The organism is Bacillus sp. Au-Bac7 (assembly GCF_021341655.1).
GTDB lineage: Bacteria > Bacillota > Bacilli > Bacillales > Cytobacillaceae > Niallia.
The window spans coordinates 616813-633193 of sequence record NZ_JAJTTG010000002.1; the positions used below are offsets into that span (position 1 = coordinate 616813).

The 16381-nt window shown below is 40.4% G+C and carries 13 protein-coding genes and 2 riboswitches; of the genes, 5 read left to right on the plus strand and 8 right to left on the minus strand.

Annotated features, from left to right (window positions below):
- Positions 1 to 39 precede the first annotated feature (39 nt).
- The gene (locus LXM54_RS11770; protein ID WP_325169575.1) at positions 40 to 1980 is read right to left on the minus strand and encodes an LTA synthase family protein; all 1941 of its coding nucleotides are present in this window, start codon (positions 1978 to 1980) and stop codon (positions 40 to 42) included.
- Positions 1981 to 2360: 380 nt separating this feature from the next.
- A riboswitch (guanidine-I (ykkC/yxkD leader) is annotated at positions 2361 to 2466 on the plus strand.
- 70 nt (positions 2467 to 2536) lie between these two features.
- Between LXM54_RS11770 and LXM54_RS11775 the strand changes: the two genes are divergently transcribed.
- The 5 genes from LXM54_RS11775 (at position 2537) to atzF (ending at position 10897) form a co-directional block, all read left to right on the plus strand.
- Positions 2537 to 3907 (plus strand): APC family permease, encoded by a 1371-nt coding sequence (locus LXM54_RS11775; protein WP_233315361.1) that lies wholly within the window; start codon positions 2537 to 2539, stop codon positions 3905 to 3907.
- Positions 3908 to 3979: 72 nt separating this feature from the next.
- Positions 3980 to 4086: riboswitch (guanidine-I (ykkC/yxkD leader) on the plus strand.
- Between the two features lie 47 nt (positions 4087 to 4133).
- Positions 4134 to 4862 (plus strand): urea amidolyase associated protein UAAP1, encoded by a 729-nt coding sequence (locus LXM54_RS11780; RefSeq protein WP_233315362.1) that lies wholly within the window; start codon positions 4134 to 4136, stop codon positions 4860 to 4862.
- Positions 4862 to 5512, plus strand: a complete 651-nt coding sequence (locus LXM54_RS11785; protein ID WP_233315363.1) for an urea amidolyase associated protein UAAP2 — start codon at positions 4862 to 4864, stop codon at positions 5510 to 5512. The genes LXM54_RS11780 and LXM54_RS11785 overlap by 1 nt, the downstream gene beginning before the upstream one ends.
- A gap of 17 nt (positions 5513 to 5529) precedes the next feature.
- Entirely contained in the window at positions 5530 to 9183 is a 3654-nt protein-coding gene (uca, locus tag LXM54_RS11790; RefSeq protein ID WP_233315364.1) for an urea carboxylase, read from the plus strand.
- Entirely contained in the window at positions 9143 to 10897 is a 1755-nt protein-coding gene (gene atzF / locus LXM54_RS11795) for an allophanate hydrolase (protein ID WP_233315365.1), read from the plus strand. Before uca ends, atzF begins: the two co-directional genes overlap by 41 nt.
- 44 nt (positions 10898 to 10941) lie before the next feature.
- Here the strand turns inward: atzF and LXM54_RS11800 are convergent, their stop codons facing one another.
- From LXM54_RS11800 to LXM54_RS11830, 7 genes are all read right to left on the minus strand, one after another.
- Complete coding sequence (locus LXM54_RS11800; RefSeq protein WP_233315366.1) at positions 10942 to 11388, minus strand: GNAT family N-acetyltransferase; 447 nt, start codon at positions 11386 to 11388, stop codon at positions 10942 to 10944.
- 118 nt (positions 11389 to 11506) lie between these two features.
- Entirely contained in the window at positions 11507 to 12697 is a 1191-nt protein-coding gene (locus LXM54_RS11805) for a GTP-binding protein (protein ID WP_233315367.1), read from the minus strand.
- Positions 12698 to 12758: 61 nt separating this feature from the next.
- Complete coding sequence (locus LXM54_RS11810; RefSeq protein WP_233315368.1) at positions 12759 to 13118, minus strand: hypothetical protein; 360 nt, start codon at positions 13116 to 13118, stop codon at positions 12759 to 12761.
- Between the two features lie 67 nt (positions 13119 to 13185).
- Positions 13186 to 13455, minus strand: coding sequence for a 30S ribosomal protein S14 (gene rpsN / locus LXM54_RS11815; protein ID WP_233315369.1), 270 nt, complete (start codon positions 13453 to 13455; stop codon positions 13186 to 13188).
- Between the two features lie 73 nt (positions 13456 to 13528).
- On the minus strand, positions 13529 to 13678 hold the full coding sequence (gene rpmG, locus LXM54_RS11820; protein ID WP_084347913.1) for a 50S ribosomal protein L33: 150 nt from the start codon (positions 13676 to 13678) through the stop codon (positions 13529 to 13531).
- Positions 13679 to 13857: 179 nt separating this feature from the next.
- Positions 13858 to 16044, minus strand: coding sequence for a bifunctional diguanylate cyclase/phosphodiesterase (locus tag LXM54_RS11825; RefSeq protein ID WP_233315370.1), 2187 nt, complete (start codon positions 16042 to 16044; stop codon positions 13858 to 13860).
- Positions 16045 to 16155: 111 nt separating this feature from the next.
- Complete coding sequence (locus LXM54_RS11830; protein WP_233315371.1) at positions 16156 to 16380, minus strand: hypothetical protein; 225 nt, start codon at positions 16378 to 16380, stop codon at positions 16156 to 16158.
- Position 16381: the final 1 nt, after the last annotated feature.

The following is a 16381-nucleotide window of genomic DNA, read 5'->3' on the forward strand; positions in this document are numbered from 1 at the left end:
TCCTAATAAATCTTTTCGGTAAAGGGGGCAGTTCTTCGTTTATTCCTCAGTTGTTAAGCTGTAATTATATTGTGTACGGTCAACTGGAGTAAAGTTCTTCGGCGTGTAGAATCGCAATAGGTCACCATTGACCACTTTATCGGAAAGTCTCAGTGTTTCTTCGACACTTGCCTGGTACTCAGCAGCTTTTTCAAGCTGTTCTTCCTCTTCAATCAGTTTACCTGTTTTTGAATTATAATACTTGCCATCCTTTAATGTAAATTCCGGACTGACAAATTCTCCATTACGGAATGGTATTAATTCATCGTGTTCCTCTGACAGGATGTCTGTTCCAAAATGGATATTATCCTTCGTATCCTCACCTAATAAATGAAGCAATGTCGGAAGCAGGTCAATTTGTCCTGCATATTGATGCATTGTCCCGCCTTCCATGCCAGGAACCCGTATGAACAGCGGAGTTCGCTGAAGTCCGGCACTTTCAAAGGAATTCACTTCTTTTCCGATTACTTGTTCCATTGCTTTATTATGGTTTTCGGAAATACCGTAATGGTCTCCGTACATGATAATAATTGAATTATCATATAGACCATTCTTTTTCAGGTCTGCAAAGAATTGTTCCATTGCTTCATCTGCATAACGAGCTGTCTGGAAGTAGTTATCAACAATTTTGTTGCCTGTATTATTTGGCTCTATCGTTGCTTCTTCTTGATTCATCGCGAAAGGATAATGGTTCGTCACGGTAATAAATTTCGTATAGAATGGCTGTGACATAGAACTCAAGTATGGCAGCGACTGTTCAAAAAACGGCTTGTCCATAAGGCCATAATCAGCAAGCTGATCAGGATTCATATCATAAGCGCTTGAATCGTAAAATTGGTTGTAACCAAAGGATTTATATATTTCATCCCTGTTCCAAAAGCTTCCCGTATTCCCATGAAATACGGCAGAAGTATAGCCAAGCTGGCCTAGAATTCCAGGTGCTGCCTGATAGGTGTTTAACCCTTTAGTCGTGAAAGCAGAGCCTTGAGGAAGGCCATACAGAGAATTCTCAATCATAAACTCGGCATCAGCTGTTTTCCCTTGAGCTGTTTGGTGGAAGAAGTTATCAAAATACAATGTATTTTCGTCTTCTACCAATGAATTAAGGAATGGAGTAGCTTCTTCCCCGTTCACTTCATAGTTGATAAGGAAATTTTGAATTGATTCCATATGAACGTAAATGACATTCATCCCTTTTCCTTTACCGAAGTATTCGGGATTAGGCTCGGCATAATTGGATGCTGTATAGTTAACAACCTCAGCCATATCATCTGTATCTGCAAGCACCCGTTGCGCAGATGCTTTCGTGCTTTGCACTGCATCATAGATTGTGTAGTTATACATTCCCAAGTATTTCACAATATAATTCCTGTCAAATCCCCTTGTCAGAAGCTCTGGGCGGTCGATTTCTGCTAACGCGAGATTCGTTCCAGAAATCCCTAAAGCTAAACCGATAATACCTATCCCTTGCTTGAATCCAACTGCCTTACTGTCCATTTTCACAACTTTAAATACAAGCAGTGCAAGAAGCAGTAATGTATCTGCAAAAAACAAGAAGTCATACGGCTTTAACAATGCATAAATACTGCCGCTAACATCACCGAAGTTTTGCGTCTGCGTTAATGTCGGCAATGTAATAAAGTCATTGAAAAAACGGTAGTACAAAACATTCGCATACAATAGAAAAGATAACACAAAATCAATAATTAACAGCGCATAGTATTTTCTTTTGTTTTTGAATGTCAGGGCTAAGCCAAGAAACAGCAGCGAAGACCCTAAGGGATTAAGAAACAGCAGAAATTGCTGAAGTGAGTTTCCTACACCTAAATCAAATTGTGTCAATTGCACAATATACGTTTTAATCCATAGAAAAAATACAGCCGCAAAAAAGAATAGGATATATTGTTTATTTGTGTCTTTGTTTAAGTTTAATTTTTTTATTTCAAACACCAACCTCTATCAATCATCTCTTTACATCATTTACAAAAATTTAATAATACAAGTGTACCATTTTTTCACCACAAATTTAAATATTTTTGCGTATTGTAGAATAATGGCAATTTTAATTTGTGTTTTACAAGGAATTATCACTTGGGAAATAATTGGTAAGACACTAGGATATAGAACTGATTATACTATCTCTATTTAAATCATCTACTTATTATACGATAAAACATAGAAAAAAGTTTCACTTGCGATGGAATCTTCTCCCAGCAAAAATAATGTGTTATATAATCTAACAAGTTAATTGACGGTCTTTTCTTTCTCATAGATACTCAGTACTATCAAACAAAATAACGGTTCTCATCATAACGGAGAACAAAAATGCTGTCTAGGGTTCCGGTTTAAAAAACGTCTGGACCGAGAGACGGCGTACAGTATTTTATGAAAATACTGTATACACGGAGGGATAAAAGCCCGGGAGAATTTTGCAAAAAAATTCTCCCGGGCTTTTATTTTTTTCCTGAATTTCAATTAGAAAAGAGGAGAAAAAAGGATGACGAACAAACCGACACTTGAGAAATCGTTAAAATTACCCCAAGTTGTATTTATGGGGCTTGCATGGATGACACCAATGATTTTTTTCACTGTTTATGGCGTAGCTTTTGAAGCCGCCGGCGGCATGATGGCTGCTGCCTATATTATTGCATTTGTAGCAATCTTCTTTACTGCGTTCAGCTACAGCCGGATGGTTAAGGCATATCCGATTTCCGGTTCTGCTTATACGTATACAAAAAAATCTATCCACCCGAAGGCTGGTTTCCTCGTCGGCTGGGCACTTCTGCTGGACTATGTATTCTCTCCAATCATTGCAATCTTAACTTTCGGGATTTTTATGCATACTGAATTTCCTGCTGTCCCGGTATTTGTGTGGATAATTATCATGAATATAGTGCTGGTTGTTGTTAATGTCGTTGGCATTAAGTCTGCTGCTCGCATCAGCAGTTTATCTGTCCTAATTCAAATCGCCTTTATTGCTTTGTTTTGCGGCTTGATTGTGAAAGATATTCTTGCAGGTGACACACAGGCAGCTTCCCTCTTTTCACTATCTCCCTTCTTTGGAAACGAAGGTTCATTAAGTGCTGTATTTACAGGAGCTTCTCTAATCTGCTTTTGTTTTCTTGGATTTGATGCTGTCACCACCATGTCAGAGGAAACGATTGATGCTGATAAAACAGTATCAAAAGCCATCTTTTTAATTGTCCTGATAGCAGCGGTTATGTATATTGCTATCTCCTATTTGACACAAGTCGCTTTTCCTGACTTCACTTTTGCCAATCCAGATAATGCAGCATATTCCCTTGTACAGCTTGTTGGCGGAAACTTGTTAAGCTCGATATTTATTATGGTGTTAATTATTGCGACCTTCACCCAAGGTGTTTCTTCTGTAACAAGCGTCAGCCGTTTTCTGTACGCTTTAGGACGAGAATCGATTCTTCCAGAAAAGCTGTTTACTTCCTTGCATCCGAAATACAGAACGCCTGCTGCAAATATTATCTTTGTCGGGATTATTTCTTTTGCTGCTGTCTTTTTTAATCTTGATACAGCAGTAACCTTTGTCAGCTTCGGTGCATTAACGGCGTTCACATTTGTCAATCTGTCTGTTATTGCTCATTACTTTATTAAACAGAAACAACGTTCCTTCAAGTGCACACTTCTATATCTTGTGTTCCCGCTGATTGGAGCTGGCTTTATTTGCTGGCTTTTGACACTGCTTAACAAACAGACACTACTTTACGGCGTTATTTGGCTGGTTGTTGGCTTTATTTACTTAGGTATACGAACCATGTGGCTCTCCGCAAAAGTTAAGCAAGCAGCAGAAATAAACCAAACAGAAAAAACCGTGTTAGATAATCTGACAAAATAATAGTTTTTATTTTCAGAATTGTTATACTTTTACTCAAGATCTTAATAAAGGTTTCCACTTAAGAGTTGGAAACAAAAAGCTGTCTAGGGTTCCGTTTAAAGTTATTCACTTTAAAGACTGGTCCGAGAGAGAGCGTACAGCAAGTGCTGTATACACGGAAGGACAAAAGCCTGGGAGATTATCTCCTATGTGCTTTTGTCCTTTTTTCATTTTAAGGAGGTTAATTATGAAGCTAAACGTTATGAAGTATGTTCCTGGCGGAGGTAAATGGTCCGGCACAATCAAACGAGGAAAATCAATCAAGTTTACTGCACTGGAAGATGGCGCTAATATTTCTCTGCTTTTGTACTCAGCATCCGATACTGCAGAACGGTACAATATGCCGGACACGTTAAAAGCACAGCACACTTCTCATTTAACAAAGGGCCATGTGCTGATGAGTGATAACGGCCGTGTACTTACAAGTATTACAGATGATTCACTTGGCTGGCATGATACTATTTCCGGCTATATAACGCGACGTATTGTTGATGAACGCTACGGAAAAACCACTTATCAAGATAATCGAAATGAATGGTACCGAAGCGGAGAGGAAAATTTCGCCGTCGAGCTTTTTCGTAATGGATTGTCCGTCCGTGATCTTGTTCCGGCAGTCAACTTATTTTCTAAGGTTTACTGCACAGAGGATGGAAACATGCATTTCGTGCCAGCACATGCTAAAAAAGGGGATTATATCACATTAAGAACGGAGCAAGACGTTCTGCTTATTGTATCCAATACACCAAACGCTTTAAACCAAACAATAAACTATCCCTCTGTACCTATAAAGATAGAGATAACAGATGCAGGCAAACTTTCCGATGATGATTTATGTTTGCATTTTTGTCCAGAAAACAAGCGTGCCTTTGAAAATACATGGGATTATGCAGCCTTACTTGAAGGAGGAATTAAATAATGGCCATATTAAGCCGGATTGAAAGCAACCGCAAGCAAGAAAATGCTTTTTTTAATAAAACAATCGAAGCAGGTGACGGCTGGACATATACACTTGAACCTGGGCAAGTCCTTCGCATTGTTGATTTGGAAGGAAACCAGGCCGCAGACACACTTTTTTATGATGCCGACAATCCGACAGACCATTATAGTGCTGTCAATACAATCACAAATCAAAGCAATATCTACTTAACTGCTGGTTCCGTGCTGTTAGCTGAATCCGGCAAAGAGCTTGTTAAAATAATAGCAGATACTTGCGGAAATCATGATACGCTCGGAGGCGCCTGTTCTGCCCAAAGCAATACCGTTCGTTATGCCCATGAGACTTTACCGATGCACAATTGCCGAGATACATTCATGCTTCAGCTCTCAAAGAATGAACCGTGCCTCTCTAAACGGGACTTGGCACCAAATGTGAACTTTTTTATGAATGTTCCGGTAACTCCTGACGGCGGATTAACATTTGCTGATGGTGTTTCGGCACAAGGCTATTATGTAGAAATGCAGGCAATCTGCCGGGTGCTTGTCTTAATCAGCAATTGCCCTCAACTAAACAATCCATGCAATGCTTATAATCCAACACCTATTCAGGTGCTAGTTTGGGACAAATGACAAAAGGAGTGACAGCAATGTATTCAAAAGTATTGATAGCAAACAGAGGTGCTATAGCAGTTCGGATTGAGCGCACTCTAAAAAAATTAGGAATTGCTTCTGTTGCCGTATACACAAAAGCAGACCAAGACAGCCTGCACGTTGATCTAGCAGATGAAGCGGTTTTGATTGGTGAAGGGGCGGCAAAAGACTCTTACTTGAACGCCGAGTTGCTCCTTAAGATTGCCAAAGATACAGGAGCTCAAGCAATTCATCCAGGCTACGGATTTTTAAGTGAAAATGCTGATTTTGCAAGAACGTGCTTTGAAAATGGCATCTCCTTTATCGGACCAACACCTGAACAAATAGAGCTATTTGGCTTAAAGCACTCTGCGCGGGAAATTGCTAAAAAAGCTAATGTTCCGATGCTGCCTGGCACATCGCTAATTACCGATCTGCCAACAGCGCTTACCTCGGCCGCCAGCATTGGCTATCCAGTGATGCTAAAAAGCACTGCTGGCGGCGGCGGAATCGGGATGCGAGTGTGTGAAGACGAGTCCGCCCTGCAGCAGGCATTTGAATCAGTAAGCCGATTGGCAAAGTCGAACTTCAATAACGGCGGTGTATTTCTGGAAAAATATATCCAACAAGCCCGGCATGTGGAGGTGCAGATTTTCGGCAATGAATATGGCGAAGTAACAGCACTAGGTGAACGTGACTGTTCCATTCAGCGCCGCAACCAAAAAGTTGTCGAGGAAAGCCCCGCTCCCCTTCTTTCTGCGACTATCCGCGTGCAGATGCACCAAGCAGCTAAACGCCTTGCAGAAGAAGTTGGTTATCGAAGTGCTGGAACGGTTGAGTTTCTGTATGATCCGAACAGCCAGCAATTCTATTTTCTTGAAGTAAATACCCGTCTGCAAGTTGAACATGGTGTTACCGAAGAAGTTCTTAGCATTGATTTAGTGGAATGGATGATTCGGGAATCTGCAGGCGACTTGCGTGGACTTGATGAATTGTATAAACAACCTGTTGGGCACAGCATACAGGCCCGCATATATGCAGAAGATTGCCTGAACGACTTCCGTCCAAGCGGCGGTCAACTTGATCATGTTCGGTTACCTGAAGATGCCCGAATTGAAACATGGGTGCGAGATGGCATTCAAATCACCTCCCTATACGATCCTATGTTGGCAAAGATCATCGTCCATGGAAATACACGGGAAGAAGCGCTAGGAAAACTGCACAAAGCTCTTGGAGACACTCGCTTTTATGGTGTGACAACGAATATTTCCTATATTCGCTCCTTGTTAGTGGAGGACAGCTGCAAGAGCGGTCTCGTTCATACACGGATGCTGGACGGATTCTCCCCTGCTGAACAGGCAGTTGAGGTGCTGGACGGCGGGATTCAAACAACAGTGCAAGACTGGCCAGGCAGAATCGGCCATTGGGATGTTGGCGTTCCACCATGTGGGCCGATGGATCCTCTATCCTTCCGCATTGGCAACAAGCTGTTAGGAAACGCAGAATCGTCAGCAGGTCTGGAATTAACACTTCGCGGCGGAACGTACCGTTTCCGTGGTGATATCGCATTTTGTATAACTGGAGCTGATATGCACGCCGTCCTTGATGATAATATTATCCCGATGTATACAGTTATTCATGCGAAACGGAATCAAGTGTTACGGTTTAGTGAAGCAGAAACAGGCATGCGCACTTACTTACTCGTTGCAGGCGGCTTGGATATGCCTCTAAACCTTGGCAGTGCAGCAACTTTCACACTCGGCGGATTCGGAGGGCATGGAGGCAGAGCTTTGCGGACTGGTGACGTATTATCTGTTAAGGTCACTTCTGACCCAAAAGTGAACACTCTTGCTTGTAACAGTCAGCCTCATTTTAAAAAAGAGTGGACGATTGGTGTTATTCCTGGTCCCCACTGCACAACAGAATTTTTACTGCCAGAATATTTGCAGCAGTTAACAGACGTAAGCTGGGAGGTACACTTTAACAGTTCTCGTACAGGTGTGCGCTTAATCGGCCCTTCTCCCCTCTGGGCACGAACAGATGGCGGAGAAGCAGGTTTGCATCCATCAAATATCCATGATAATGCTTATGCAGTGGGAACCCTTGATTTAACTGGAGATATGCCAATCTTGCTCGGTCCGGATGGTCCTAGTCTTGGAGGATTTATCTGTCCTGTTACAACCGCTTCAGCTGAATTTTGGAAGATTGGCCAGCTTCATCCAGGCGACCGCATCCGCTTTAAGCTGATTACATTGGAAGAAGCAAAAGCTCTACGCCATGCACAGGAACAATACCTTGAAAATATCTGTATGGAGGAAAATTTATTACTGCCAGAGCTGAACAAACAGACAAACGAGCTGACACCTGACTATCCTATCCTGCTTGAGCAGTCAAAAGAAAGATTTCCACTGGTAATCAGAGCAGCTGGTGATAAGCATGTGCTCATAGAATATGGCGAGATGGAACTTGACTTGCTTCTCCGCTTTCAAGTGCATGCTTTAATGGAGGCAATACAAGCTGATACAAGCCTCCCTGTTGTTGATTTAACGCCAGGAATTCGTTCCTTGCAAGTCCATATTAATCCAGCTCAAATGTCTGTAATCGAACTAAGTAAAAAAATCGCGGCCATTAACGAAACATTGCCGCCATTGGAAGAAATAGAAGTGCCATCACGCATTGTCCGTCTTCCCCTCTCTTGGGATGATCCAGCAACACAGCTTGCGATTGACCGCTATCAGAAGAATGTGAGACCAGATGCGCCTTGGTGTCCTAGCAATCTTGAATTTATTCGACGCGTTAACGGATTAGACAATATAGATGATGTAAAAAGGATTGTATTTGACGCAAATTATCTTGTACTAGGACTTGGGGATGTCTATCTCGGTGCGCCAGTAGCAACACCACTAGACCCAAGGCACCGTTTAGTTACGACAAAATACAATCCTGCGCGAACTTGGACACCGGAAAATGCAGTCGGCATCGGCGGAGCGTATATGTGTGTCTACGGGATGGAAGGTCCTGGCGGCTACCAGTTTGTCGGCCGTACTGTTCAAGTTTGGAATAAGCAACGAGAAACAGAAAGCTTCCGGCAAGGCAAGCCTTGGCTGCTTCGCTTCTTTGACCAAATATCGTTTTATCCAGTCACTGCAGATGAATTGCTGGAAATGCGCGAAGACTTCCCGCGCGGCCGTTTTGAGATTGAGATAACAGAAACAACCTTTAAACTTGGAGATTACTTAGCTTTCCTTGAATCCATCAAAAAAAGCACCAATGAATTCAGAAGCACACAGCAGACTGCCTTCCATCAGGAGAGGGAAAGATGGCAGGAGCTTGGTCTTGCTGAATATGTTTCTGAAACAGAGCAAACACCGCAGACGGAAGAAACACTTCCAGAAGGTGCTGAAGCAGTCCGCAGTTCGATGCCAGGCAGTGTTTGGAAGGTTCTCGTGTCTGCTGGTGATGTTGTCAAAAAAGGAGATCCGCTAATAATTGAGGAAAGCATGAAAATGGAGTTTCCTCAGCTTGCCCCATTTGATGGAGCAATTGAGGCTGTACATGTTGTACCTGGTGAAGAAGTCCATGCAGGCCAGCTGATTATTTCTATTAAAAAAGCAGAAAGCGGTGATAATAATGCAAACAATTCCGTATCCAATGAAATTATCCATTCATGAATTACAAGCAAACTATGAGTCAGGGAAACTAACTCCTGAGAATGTTATCGAGCATATCTTAGAGAGAGCAGAAGCTGATAAAGATATGAATATATGGATAACTCCCCCTTCCTGGAGCTTCATTAGACCCTTTTTAGAAAATCTATCCAAGATGGAGCGCTCACACGCTCCTCTATGGGGAATTCCGTTTGCGATAAAAGATAATATAGATCTAGCAGGGGTGCCAACGACGGCAGGATGTGCGGAGTTTGCTTATACACCAGACAGAAGTGCTGTTATTGTACAGCGTTTGATTGATGCAGGTGCCATTCCAGTAGGAAAAACAAATTTAGACCAGTTTGCTACTGGCCTTGTTGGTACTAGAAGCCCTTTTGGGGAAACGAAAAACGCATTAAGACCAGAGTTAATCAGCGGCGGTTCCAGCTCTGGGTCTGCTGTATCTGTTGCCAGAGGGCAGGCTGCTTTTTCCCTAGGCACAGATACAGCCGGCTCCGGCCGCGTCCCTGCCGCACTAAACGGATTAATCGGATACAAACCAAGCCTCGGAGCCTGGCCAGTTAAGGGTGTAGTGCCGGCATGTGCCAGCATTGACTGTGTTACAGTATTTTCACATAATATTTCTGATACAATACTTGTTGATGAAGTGGTTCGAGGCTTTGAAGAAGAAGATTCTTGGTCAAAAGAAGTAGAGCGTAAAAAGACAGCTCTTCCGAAAAAAATCTTCATTCCTGAACAAACACCAGAATTTTACGGACCGTTTGCTGCCGAGTATAAAATTGCCTGGCAGAATACATTAGAGAAGCTGCACAAATTGGATATACCGCTCGAAAAATTAGATGTCAGCTATTTATCGGAAGTAGCGTCTGTTTTATATGATGGGCCATGGGTTGCCGAAAGATGGTCTGATTTAGGAAGTTTTATTGAAACCCATAAAAATACAGCACTAGCTGTAACAGAAACGGTCTTGCGAACAGGTGCTAAAGAAGACTACAATGCAGCATCGGTTTTTCAAGCTATGCATACACTGCAGGCTCATAAACGGAAAGCCCATCTCGACCTGCAGGATGCTGTATTAATTATGCCAACAGCCGGTGGTACTTGGTCCAGAGAGGATGTGCGAAAAGATCCTATTCATACAAACAGCCAAATGGGGGCTTTTACGAATCATTGTAATTTACTGGATTTATCTGCTATCAACATCCCATCTGTTGCTCCAGATGAAACATTGCCATTTGGTATCACCCTATTTACCGGCCCTTACGCTGAACATTTATTGATCGGCTTTTCTGATTTGTATTTAAATAATATTTCTGTTTCAACAGTAAGGAGCACTGAAATGGTGGCTGTGTGCGGACTTCATATGAGAGGATTTTCATTAGAGAAGCAAATGCTAGAACATCAAGCTGTTTATATTGGTCCAGCTAAAACATCAGCACAGTACCGAATGGTAGAATTAACGACCAATCCAAATAAACCAGGACTTATTCGTGCTGATAAAGGCAGTGCCATCGAAGTTGAGCTGTGGGAAATGCCTATTAGCCAGTTAGGTTCATTTGTCTCGCTGATTCCGTCACCACTTTGCTTTGGAACAATTGAGCTAGAAAACGGCTCTGCAGTTAAAGGCTTTCTATGTGAAGCGAATGCAATGGAAACTGGTTTAGACATAACCAGTTTTGGCGGCTGGCGAAATTTTGTTGCAAGCAGCATAAAGTGAAAAATGGCGGAGGGTATATACCCTCCGCCATTTTTCTTTAGCTCCTAAATGTTTAATTCCATATACTCATCTGTTTCGATAAACCCAAATTTTTTATAAACTGGTCTGCCCATCTCTGAAGCCCCAAGCCATAATTTTTTTATGCCTGCTTCCTTCGCTTCCTCAACGAGTAATTTTAATAGCTTTGTAGCAATCCCTTTGCCTCGGTAGTCTTTATTAGTATACATATTGGTTATATACGCTCTTTTTCCACTTCGGTTCGTAAAGCTTGGCGGAAATGGATAAATGATGAAAGCTCCACATGCAACAACCTCCTCATCCTCCTCTACTAAATATTGAATTAAGGACCCACCACTTAACTGTTTTTCAAAAAAATGATACAGTTCCTCGTCAATATCTATATCTGCCTCTAACCCTTCGTCCACTAATTGGGCTTTTCGTAAATGCATCATTGCTTTAATATCCTGTCTTGTTGCTTTACGGAAATTCAACGTAAACACTTCCCATTCTAAGATATTTATATTTATAATATAACTCATTTCCCATACGGAACCTAATGGTAGCATCTCCTCTTTGAGAACGTAAAAAAAGCTGCTTAAAGCAGCTTAATTATGAAAGCACCCAATTATAGGGATCCTCCAGCTTGTTCCACTCACTGTTGTATTCAGCTTCTGTCAACAAACACTCATCTAATTCCTTCGTGATGACATCAATATCTAAATCCATTCCAATAAACACTAGTTTCGTATGTCGGTCGCCGTGTTCCTTATCCCAATTCTCCATTAACTGAGGGTTACTTTGAATAATCTCTGCTTGTCTGTTTTCAGGAAGAGAAGCAACCCAATAAGAAATTGGTTCAATCTTAACAGATGGTCCTGCTTGTGAAAGCAATAATGCTAAATCATTGCGAGAAGCACACCAGGCAATGCCTTTTGCGCGGACAATCTGCATAGGCATGGAGCTGCACCATGTATGGAATCGTTCTGAATGAAAAGGTCTCTTACGGTAATAAACAAAAGAACTTACGCCATATTCCTCTGTCTCTGGCGTATGTGCTGCAGGTCCTGCTTGTAACTCTTTAAGCCAGCCTGCTGATTCACTAGCTTTTTCAAAATCAAATCTGTTCGTATTCATAATTTCCTTTATGTCTATCAAACTGTTTTCCGTGCGGATAATTTTTGCTTCAGGCTGTAAAGTTCTCAAGACATTCTCTAGATTTGCGGCTGCCTCTTCTGTTACTAAGTCACATTTATTCAGTAAAAGGATATTGCTAAATTCAATTTGATCAATAAGCAAATCAGCAATATTCCGTTCATCATTTTCACCGACTGCTTCCTTGCGGTCAAGCAAAGAATCACCAGATTCATAGTCATGCCAAAATCGGTTTGCATCCACAACGGTTACCATTGTATCCAGCCTGCAAAATCTTGTCAGGTCAATCCCTAACTCGTCATCGATATAGGAGAAGGTTTGGGCTACAGGAATGGGCTCACTAATTCCTGATGATTCAATGATGATGTAGTCAATATCCCCTTGATTAGCTAATTTCTCTACCTCGATTAATAAGTCTTCCCGTAATGTACAGCAAATGCACCCATTGGACAATTCAACCAATTTCTCTTCTGTTCTTGAAAAACCGCCCTTTGTTTGAACTATTTCACTATCAATATTTACTTCACTCATATCATTAACGATGACAGCAATCTTCATGCCTTCCCGGTTATTTAAAACATGATTCAGCAAGGTTGTTTTACCTGCACCTAAATAGCCGCTTAATACTGTGACTGGTATTTTACTCATACCGCATCCCCCTATTTATATTCATATGTATCACATACGATTTACTGTTGTGTTTTTGTAATTAGCTGACAAAAACATATGTCCAGTTCTTTCTTTCTGTGTCATTGGTATTAGAATCGTCACTCATATCTACCCATTTTATTTGCTTTAGTCTCTCTACTATCTTGTTGTCAATTTCTGCTTGTGCTTCAGTCATTATGTTTTTAATTGTTTGAAAGTCGAGAGAAAAATGACTTACCGCCGCTTGAAATGGAGACTTTTCATGAAACAGCTGTCTAAAGTGGCTCTCATTGACCGCCTCCATCTCGAGTTCGTCCTCCCTGCTTTCTATGAAGCGGTAAATCTCTTTGTATTTATCTGGCAAGCTTTCAATTGCACTGCGATATAAAAACTGGACTAAGACAGGATTAAGAGTATGCATGCCCACTTCCCTCCTTTCCCTTTATTATACTTAGCCGCCAAATCTTCTCTTTGGCGGCGCTTAACATTTACCAACTGGCTTTTTTTACTCCTGGAATTTGCCCTTTATGCGCATACTCCCTAAAAGCAATACGAGACATGTTAAATTTTCTCAAATAGCCTCTTGGTCTGCCTGTGACTTCACATCGGTTCTTAAGTCGTGTTGGTGAAGAATCCCGCGGTAGCTTTCGTAGCGCTTCATAATCTCCCTTCTCTTTTAATTCCTTTCTAATAGCTGCGTACTTTTCTACCATTACTTGGCGTTTTTTCTCTTTTACTACTTTAGACTTTTTTGCCATTAGTTCTTTCCTCCTGTTAAAACGTAATAATTACGATTTAAATTTTATAGAAACTTAAATTCCTCGATAGCCCTTACTTTGTTTCTCTATGCAAAGTACGCCTTTTTAAACGAGGGCAATACTTCATTAATTCAATACGGTCAGGATTGTTGCGTTTATTTTTAGTCGTGATATAATTTCTGTCCCCTGTTTCTGTACAAGCTAATGTAATTTTTACTCTCATAATTATTCCTCCTAGTTATTAGGATAAATGTAAATCATAATAATTACGATTTACAAATCCGTTATAAACATTTATTTTAATGAAGGAAAAAGGATTTTGCAAGTTATTTTATTATTTTTTTGTTTTCTAAGGATTTTTCATAAAAAAAATCAGATGGACACTGCCACCTGATTTTTCCTTTATTCGTTTTTCTCTTCCTCCAATAAACAAAGCTCTTCAAGAGGCAGAGGCTTGCTGTAAAAGTAGCCTTGCGCTTTTTCGCATTTAAAACCTTTTAAAATTTCAACTTGTTCTTCTGTTTCTACCCCTTCTGCAATGACCTTCAGCCCAAGATTATGGGCCATGACAATGATGGTTGAAGCAATATTATAATCATCTTTATTCACTACGATGTTTTGGATAAAGGATTTATCAATTTTTAAGTAGTCGATTGGAAACTTTTGCAAATATTGCAGAGAACTGTAACCAGTCCCAAAATCGTCTATGGAAATTTCCACGCCAAGCTCCTTCAATTGATAAAGAATTTGACTAGCTTTTTCAACATCCATAGTCATACTCTCGGTGATTTCCAGTGTTATATAAGAAGGTTCAATTCCTTCCTCTTCTAATATACTTGCCATCGTTGTAACAAGATTGCTGTCAAAAAACTGACGTAAAGATAGATTGACAGAAAAGTTTATTGGAATAAATCCTCTTCTGATTCTTTCTTTAATTTCTTGGCAAACTTTTCGTATTACCCATTCCCCAATCGGGATAATCAGACCAGTATCTTCGGCAATACGGATGAATTTATCTGGGGAAATGAGTCCAAATTTAGGATGCTGCCATCTTATTAAGGCTTCAGCACTTGTCACAGCATTTGTCTTCAAATCAATAATCGGTTGAAAATGTAAGATGAAGTGTTTAGTAATGTCTGCCTTTCTTAATTCTGTTTCTAATACCAACAGTTCTGATGATTGAAAATCGAATTTCTCATTATAAAACTGATAATTATTTCTTCCTTTTTTCTTTGCTTCATACATGGCAATGTCTGCGTTACGGATAAGTGTCACATCATCATCACCATCTTTTGGGTGCATCGATATACCAATACTTGGAGTAATAAATATTTCATGCCCGCCGATTAGGAAAGGCGAAGAAAGGATATCAATTACCTTATTTGCTTTACTTCTTACTTCTTCTTCAGTAACATTTTCAAGCAGGAGAATAAATTCATCGCCCCCCTGTCTGGAAACTCCCCCATTCGTTCCAACACAATGCTTTAATCGATCTGCAAACTCTTGTAAAAGTTCATCCCCAATATGGTGACCAAGTGTATCATTAATAACTTTAAAGCGATCTAAATCCATAAACAGCAATGCTAAATGCCGAATGCTGCAAGTAGGTTGAAAGTTAGTGATTGCCACTTTTAAATTATCAGCAAAAACCCGCCTGTTAGGCAGTCCAGTCAGATCATCGTGGTATGCAAGGCGATGGATTTTTTCTTCAGCTAAACCTCTTTGAATAACGAGACTCGTTAGATAGGTAGCCTCCTCTATCAGCTTTTTTACATTCGCACTTGGAGCCGTCGGTATACGGTGATAAATAGCAAAACAACCAATTACATCGTTATTGCTGTCAAAAACTGGAGTAGACCAGCATGCTTGCAGTCCATGCTTTAATGCGATATCCCGATAGTCTGCCCATAAACAATCATTTGAAATATCTTCAACAACTACCTGCATTTTTTTATAGGCAGCAGTTCCGCATGATCCTGTATTTGGTGCAATCGGAATACCGTTAATAAAGTCAATAAACTCATCTGGCAGATTAGGAGAGGAAGCTGTATAGAGCTTTTTCGCTTCCTGATCGGCAATCATCACAGAACAAAGGCAATCTTTTGCAAAATTTTCAACAATCGAGACAATTTCATCAAGGATCAGCGTATATTTTGTTCCGCTAACAATCATTTTTAAAATTTTATTTTGTTCTTTTACAAGTGATGCAATATAATTTTTACTAGTGACATCCTTCGCCACACCAACAATCCCTATTGTCCTCTCATCTTTATAGATTGGAAGGGCCACTATAGATAATTCAATTCTCTCTCCCTGTTTGTTTTTGATCGTTAACTCAGCATTCTCAGCATGACCATGAAGCAATTTTTCGATACCGTTAAGGGTATTTTCTAACTGAGACTCATCAATTAATTCGGCGTATGATAATGATGAAAACTCAGCACTGGTATATCCAGTCAAGCTTTCTGCCGCTTTATTAATATGCAAAAAGTCACCATTAATGCTTATCGCAAAACATGGATCACTATTATTATTAAACAAAGACTTATACATATCGAATATCGAATCATTTCGTAAAGGATTATCCATCTAGTTCTCTTCCTTCTTTACTAACAATCATAAATAGTAAGTTATACTCCATATTATATCGGTATATTTATAAATTTTTTAACATGAATAAACAATTGTTGTATAAATCTTTCATTCTGAACAAAAGAACAATCTTTTTCGGCGACTCCCTGGCAAGGATACGTTATTGACAATGTTATAAGAAGAATGTGCAGAGATGCCAAATAATTGTCCGCCTCTCCCTAATTTTAAAGTGATTTCTTTGTTATTTTTCCTTACCGCCACTGCATTTGATTTGTCTTTAACAAACGAAAGAAGCTGCCCGTCAGGCAGCCTCTTAATTTCATATTCTAACACT